Raw genomic sequence first — 6,000 nt, 5'->3', positions numbered from 1 at the left:
CTCCGCCGCCGGAACCGCCGGGCCGCACCCCGCGCCGGTGCCGGCCCATTGCGCGCCGAAGCCGGTGACGCCGCGCGCCGCCGCGGCCGCATTCAGCGCCTTTCCCAGGTCATAGGCGCAGGGATAGGCCGGGATCGCGGCCGGGGGCGCATCCTGCGCCCAGCGGGTGAAGTCGTTGGACAGGCAGCGCGCCGGGCGGCCCGAGATCGCCGCCGTCATCACCGTCTCCCCGCCCGCCGCCAGCCGGTCGCGATAGGCCGCATCCGCCGCGCTTTCGGGACAGGAGGCGAAGGCGGTGCCCAGCTGTGCCGCCGCGGCGCCCCGGCGCAGCGCGGCGGCGGCCCCCGCCCCGTCCATGATCCCGCCCGCCGCGATCACCGGCACCCCGACCCGGCCCGCCAGCGCAGCGAGCAGATCGCGCAGCGGCAGGCGTTCATCCGGGGCGTCGGGATCGAAGATGCCGCGATGCCCGCCGGCCTCCCATCCCTGCGCGACAAGGGCGTGACAGCCCGCCGCCTCGGCCGCGCGCGCCTCGGCCAGCGAGGTGACGGAGGCGACCAGCACCAGCCCCGCCGCCCGCAGCGCCGCCATCTGGTCCGGCCGCGGCAGTCCGAAATGGAAACTGGCCACGCGCGGGCGCAGCTCCAGCAGGATGTCGAGGAAGGCGTCGGTTTCGCGGAAACTGTCATAGATCTCGCGCAGCCTCCCGGGCGGCGTCGCTGCGAACCCCTCGAAAAGCGGCGCGGCCCGGGCGATCCAGGCGGCCTCCGTCCCGGCATCGCGCCGGGGCGGCGCGTGGCAGAAGAAATTGACATTGACCGGCGCGGCGGTCAGCGCCTGCACCTCCTCGATGGCCCGGCGGACCGCGGCGGGCCCCGTCGCGCCCAGCCCCAGCGATCCCAGCGCGCCCGCCTCCGAGACGGCGGCGGCCATCGCCGGGGTGGAGACCCCGGCCATCGGCGCCTGCACGATCGGGATCCGCGTGCCCAACAGGTCCAGCAGCCCGGCAGTTGCGTTCATCGGGGGCTCTCCTTCGACATCTGCGATGCGCAGGCTAGGAGGTTTCCCCCGGAGAATCGAGACCCGCCGTCGCGGATCGCGACCCGCCCACGGGCATGGGCGCCGATGCCGTTCCAGCCCGGCACCTGCCGGTGATGCGCGGCCTTGCCAGGAGGCCATCGCGGCGAGACAAGGGCATCTCCGCCGCGCCTTCCAGAACCGCGCCGCCGGTCGGTCCAGCCGCCGCGGCACGGCAAAACTTGACCCCGGCCGGTTTCGCACCGACATAGGGACGACCTGCCCCAGACGGATCGCCGCCATGCACAACAACCGTCCCGACAAGTTTCCGATGCTCCAGGATCCGGCCCCCGCCCCGCGCCCCAAGCTGGAAGGCGGCCGACGCTTCGTGATGCAGACCGAATTCGCTCCCGCCGGCGACCAGCCCGCCGCGATCGCCGAACTGGCCCAGGGCGTGCGCGACGGCGAACGCAACCAGGTGCTGCTGGGCGCGACCGGCACCGGCAAGACCTACACGATGGCCAAGGTGATCGAGGAGACGCAGCGCCCGGCGATCATCCTGGCGCATAACAAGACCCTGGCGGCCCAGCTTTACGGCGAGTTCAAGGGGTTCTTTCCCGACAACGCGGTGGAGTATTTCGTCAGCTATTACGACTATTACCAGCCCGAGGCCTATGTGCCGCGCTCGGACACCTATATCGAGAAGGAATCGCAGATCAACGAGCAGATCGACCGGATGCGCCACTCGGCGACCCGGGCGCTTCTGGAGCGCGACGACGTCATCATCGTGGCCTCGGTCTCCTGCATCTACGGCATCGGCTCGGTCGAGACCTATTCGGCGATGACCGTCGACCTGATCGCCGGGCAGGAATACGACCAGCGCAAGGTCATGGCCGACCTGGTGGCGCAGCAATACCGCCGCAACGACCAGGCCTTCCAGCGCGGCAGCTTCCGCGTGCGCGGCGACGTGCTGGAACTGTGGCCCGCCCACCTGGAGGACCGCGCCTGGCGGTTCAGCTTCTTCGGCGAGGAACTGGAGGCGATCACCGAATTCGATCCGCTGACCGGCGAGAAGGCGCAGAGCTTCGACAAGATCCGCATCTACGCCAATTCCCACTACGTCACGCCGCGCCCAACGCTTCAGCAGGCCGCGCAGAAGATCAAGGCCGAGCTGCGCCAGCGGCTGGACCAGCTGGTCGGCGAGGGCAAGCTGCTGGAGGCGCAGCGGCTGGAACAGCGGACCAATTTCGACCTGGAGATGTTGGAGGCGACCGGCGTCTGCAACGGGATCGAGAACTACTCGCGCTATCTCACGGGCCGCGCGCCGGGCGAGCCACCGCCCTGCCTGTTCGAGTTCATCCCCGACAATGCCATCGTCTTCGCCGATGAATCCCACGTCTCCGTGCCGCAGATCGGCGGCATGTATCGCGGCGACTACCGGCGGAAATTCACCCTGGCCGAACACGGGTTCCGCCTGCCCTCCTGCATGGACAACCGCCCGCTGAAATTCGAGGAATGGGACGCGATGCGGCCGCAATCGGTCTTCGTCTCGGCCACCCCGGCCGCCTGGGAGATGGAGCAGGCCGGCGGCGTCTTCACCGAACAGGTGATCCGCCCCACCGGCCTTCTGGACCCGCCGGTCGAAATCCGCCCCGTGGAAATGCAGGTCGACGACCTGCTGGACGAGATCCGCAAGGTCGCCGCCAACGGGATGCGGACGCTGGCCACCGTGCTGACGAAACGCATGGCCGAGGACCTGACCGAATACCTGCACGAACAGGGGATCCGCGTGCGCTACATGCATTCGGATATCGACACGATCGAGCGGATCGAGATCCTGCGCGACCTGCGGCTGGGCGCCTTCGACGTGCTGGTGGGCATCAACCTCTTGCGCGAGGGCCTGGACATCCCCGAATGCGGGCTGGTGGCGATCCTCGATGCCGACAAGGAGGGCTTCCTGCGCTCCGAGACCTCGCTGATCCAGACCATCGGCCGCGCGGCGCGCAATGCCGACGGGCGGGTCATCATGTATGCCGACAAGATCACCGGATCGATGGAGCGCGCGCTGCGCGAGACCAACCGCCGCCGGGAAAAGCAGATCGCCTATAACGAGGAACACGGCATCACCCCCGCGACGGTGCGCAAGAACGTGGAGGACGTGCTGGCGGGGCTCTACCAGGGCGATACCGACATGTCCCGGGTCACCGCCAAGGTCGACAAGCCTCTGGTGGGGGCAAACCTGGCCGCGCATCTCGACGGGTTGCGCGACCAGATGCGCAAGGCCGCCGAGAACCTGGAATTCGAGGAGGCCGCGCGGCTGCGCGACGAGGTCAAGCGCCTGGAAGCCGTCGACCTGGCCGTCCATGACGACCCGATGGCGCGGCAATCGGCGGTGGAGCAGGCGGTGGAAGCCTCGGCGCGCGCCTCGGGGCGGTCCTCCGCCGGGCGCCCGGGCCAGCGCGGCGGCAACGTCAAGCGGCGCAAGAAGGGCGGATAGCCGCCGGAACGATCACCTTTTGGACCCGCCCACCGAAACATCTTGCATTCACGACCCGGATCGCGTCTAGGCTGGACCCGCTACGTTCTATCTTTTTCGACTTGCTGTCTTCCGTTCGCGGCGATCAGTCCTTCGATCCAGACCAACGCTGCCGGGTTGCCGCAGTCCCGCGGGCAACGACACAGACAGGAGATCACGGAAATGGCCAATGGCACCGTGAAGTGGTTCAACGCAACCAAAGGTTTCGGCTTCATCGCGCCCGAAGGCGGCGGCAATGACGTCTTCGTCCACATCAGCGCCGTCGAGCGCTCGGGCCTGCGCGGCCTGGACGACAACCAGAAAGTGTCCTTCGAGATCGAGAAGGGCCGCGACGGCCGTCAGAGCGCGACCAACCTCGAACTGCTCTGAGCCTGCGCGGGCTTGACCCGCCGCTCTGCAGAGACAGGAAAGCCCCCGGTTTCCGGGGGCTTTTTCGTATCCGCCCTGCGGCATCCGGGGGCCACGGCCCCCGGATGCCCGCGGCCTCAGCGGGTGAACTTCTTGTACTTGATGCGCTTGGGCTCGACCGCATCGGGACCGAGGCGGCGCTTCTTGTCCTCCTCGTAATCCTCGAAATTGCCCTCGAACCATTCCACATGCGCCTCGCCCTCGAAGGCCAGGATATGCGTGCAGATCCGGTCGAGGAAGAAACGGTCGTGCGAGATCACCACGGCGCAGCCGGCGAAATCGACCAGCGCATCCTCCAGCGCGCGCAGCGTCTCGACATCGAGGTCGTTGGTCGGTTCGTCGAGCAAAAGCACGTTGCCGCCCGAGCGCAGCAGCTTGGCCATGTGCACGCGGTTGCGTTCGCCGCCCGACAAGAGGCCGACCTTCTTCTGCTGGTCGCCGCCCTTGAAGTTGAAGGCCGAGCAATAGGCGCGGGAGTTCATCTCGGCATCGCCGAGCTTGATCACCTCGTTGCCTTCCGAGATCTCCTCCCAGACGGTCTTGTTCGCATCCAGCGCGTCGCGCGACTGGTCGACATAGCTCAGATCGACCGTGTCGCCGTATTCGACCGTGCCCGCATCGGGCTGTTCCTGCCCGGTCAGCATCCGGAACAGCGTGGACTTGCCGGCGCCGTTGGGACCGATCACGCCGACGATGCCGCCCGGCGGCAGCGAGAAGCTGAGATCCTCGATCAGGAGCTTGTCGTCATAGGCCTTCTGCAGCCCCTCGATCTCGATCACCTTCGAGCCCAGGCGCGGGCCGTTGGGGATGATGATCTGGGCACGCGACATCTTCTCGCGCTCGGACTGGTTGGCCAGTTCGTTATAGGAATTGATCCGCGCCTTGGACTTGGCCTGGCGCGCCTTCGGGCTGGCGCGCATCCATTCCAGTTCGCGCTCCAGCGTCTTGGACCGCGACTTGTCCTCGCGGGCTTCCTGCTCCAGCCGCTTGGCCTTCTGCTCCAGCCAGGCCGAGTAATTGCCCTCGTAGGGGATGCCGCGGCCGCGGTCGAGTTCCAGGATCCAGCCGGTGATGTCGTCGAGGAAATACCGGTCATGGGTGACGATCAGGATCGTGCCCTTGTAGTCGATCAGGTGCTGCTGCAGCCAGGCGATGGTTTCCGCGTCGAGGTGGTTGGTCGGTTCGTCGAGCAGGAGCATGTCGGGCGCTTCCAGCAAGAGCTTGCACAGCGCCACGCGGCGGCGTTCGCCGCCCGAGAGGTTCTCGGGCATCGCCTCGTCCGGCGGACAGCGCAGCGCCTCGAGCGCGACGTCGACCTGGCTGTCGAGGTCCCACAGGTTCTGCGCGTCGATCTCGTCCTGCAGCTGCGCCATCTCGTCGGCGGTCTCGTCCGAGTAGTTCATCGCCAATTCGTTATAGCGGTCGAGGATCGCCTTCTTGGCCGCGACGCCCAGCATGACGTTGTCGCGCACGCTCAGGCTCTCGTCCAGCTTGGGCTCCTGCGGCAGGTAGCCGACCTTGGCCCCCTCCGCCGCCCAGGCCTCGCCCGAGAAGTCCTTGTCGACCCCCGCCATGATCTTCATCAGCGTGGACTTGCCGGCGCCGTTGACCCCGACCACGCCGATCTTCACGCCCGGCAGGAAGCTCAGGCGGATGTTCTCGAAACACTTCTTGCCGCCCGGATAGGTCTTGGAGACACCATCCATGTGGTAGACATATTGATAGGCTGCCATCTGGCCCTCCGTGGTTTTGCCCCGATGTACCGGAGAGCCGCGTCAGGGACAATGCGCTCGGGCAGGATGGCGCCCCGCGCAGCCGCGATCAGCCGCGGCGCCCCCAGCGGATCCGTGCCCAGAGCCGTTCATGCAGCGCATAGGCGACCAGGCCGGTCCCCGCCCCGGCCAGCGCGATGCCGCCCCCCTCGGCGACGGAGCCCGTGACCCCCGCCCCGATCAGCGTCATCAACATCAGGCCCAGGGCCTGCCAGGTCAGCGATTTCACCAGGGTACGCAATGGCGTGTCCATCATGGGCCTCCTTG

Annotated in this window: 6 protein-coding genes; 2 read left to right on the top strand and 4 right to left on the bottom strand. The window is 67.8% G+C overall.

What is annotated here, in order from left to right:
* Positions 1–1,020 (bottom strand): NAD(P)H-dependent flavin oxidoreductase (locus tag ICN82_RS10860; protein WP_193182592.1); only part of this gene is annotated, 1,020 nt, incomplete at its 3' end.
* Positions 1,017–1,256 (bottom strand): FMN-binding negative transcriptional regulator, encoded by a 240-nt coding sequence (locus ICN82_RS21625; RefSeq protein ID WP_330998989.1) that lies wholly within the window; start codon positions 1,254–1,256, stop codon positions 1,017–1,019. The genes ICN82_RS10860 and ICN82_RS21625, both read right to left, overlap by 4 nt.
* Before the next feature lie 62 nt (positions 1,257–1,318).
* Between ICN82_RS21625 and uvrB the strand changes: the two genes are divergently transcribed.
* Both uvrB and ICN82_RS10850 read left to right on the top strand, forming a co-directional pair.
* Positions 1,319–3,514 carry an excinuclease ABC subunit UvrB gene (gene uvrB / locus ICN82_RS10855; protein WP_193182590.1) on the top strand — a complete coding sequence of 732 codons (2,196 nt, stop codon included), beginning with the start codon at positions 1,319–1,321 and terminating at the stop codon, positions 3,512–3,514.
* Between the two features lie 201 nt (positions 3,515–3,715).
* The gene (locus ICN82_RS10850) at positions 3,716–3,922 is read left to right on the top strand and encodes a cold-shock protein (protein WP_193182588.1); all 207 of its coding nucleotides are present in this window, start codon (positions 3,716–3,718) and stop codon (positions 3,920–3,922) included.
* Positions 3,923–4,038: 116 nt separating this feature from the next.
* On the opposite strand, the gene ettA is transcribed toward ICN82_RS10850, so the two are convergent.
* Both ettA and ICN82_RS10840 read right to left on the bottom strand, forming a co-directional pair.
* Positions 4,039–5,694, bottom strand: coding sequence for an energy-dependent translational throttle protein EttA (gene ettA, locus ICN82_RS10845; protein ID WP_193182586.1), 1,656 nt, complete (start codon positions 5,692–5,694; stop codon positions 4,039–4,041).
* 88 nt (positions 5,695–5,782) lie between these two features.
* Positions 5,783–5,986: a DUF2061 domain-containing protein gene (locus tag ICN82_RS10840; RefSeq protein WP_193182584.1), complete on the bottom strand. Its 204-nt coding sequence runs from the start codon at positions 5,984–5,986 to the stop codon at positions 5,783–5,785.
* Positions 5,987–6,000: the final 14 nt, after the last annotated feature.

The sequence above is a fragment of the Mangrovicoccus algicola genome, from assembly GCF_014903745.1.
GTDB classification, from domain to species: Bacteria; Pseudomonadota; Alphaproteobacteria; order Rhodobacterales; family Rhodobacteraceae; genus Mangrovicoccus; species Mangrovicoccus algicola.
This window is presented reverse-complemented; position numbering and strand designations above follow the sequence as displayed.